Source organism: Streptomyces sp. NPDC059900 (genome assembly GCF_050270335.1).
In the GTDB taxonomy this organism is placed as follows: domain Bacteria; phylum Actinomycetota; class Actinomycetes; order Streptomycetales; family Streptomycetaceae; genus Streptomyces.
The window spans coordinates 1594-2040 of sequence record NZ_JBNNJZ010000941.1 but is presented as its reverse complement, the minus strand read 5'-3'; the positions used below and the strand labels follow the sequence as shown (position 1 = coordinate 2040).

The window sequence follows — 447 nt, the reverse complement described above, 5'->3', positions numbered from 1 at the left end:
GGTAAGTACAGGGCCGGCCCGCGGCGCCGGTCGCGCTCGTGGCCGTTGCCGGGGTGGAGGTGACGGGGCGTCCTCAGCGGGCGGCGGCGTAGGAATCCACCACGAACTTGATGACGCGGTCCTGCAGTTCGGCCCCTGCCGCGCCCGCCCGCTTGATCATGCTCGTTCCGTGCCATTCGCCCTTCTGGATGACCAGTTCCTTCTTGCGGGCAACGGAGGCCGCGTAGACCTCGCGGACCTGCTTCTCCGCGTTGCCTTGCATGTCACCGGGCGACACCACGAGAAGCGTCGGAACGCTCAGCTTCCTCACCGCCGCCACGCCGTCCACCCCGCCGCACCGGGCAGGCGAGGACATCATCAACAGGCCCACCACCCGCAAGGGCGTATCGCCCCCGGCGACCGATGCCGTCGTCCCCCCGCACGACGCCCCCGCCAGGAACACCCTCT

At 70.2% G+C, this 447-nt stretch carries 1 pseudogene; it reads right to left on the bottom strand.

The window, feature by feature from the left end:
* Nucleotides 1–73: 73 nt before the first annotated feature.
* Nucleotides 74–447 (bottom strand): annotated as a pseudogene (locus ACQKIP_RS45975) (alpha/beta hydrolase); the annotation flags it as partial.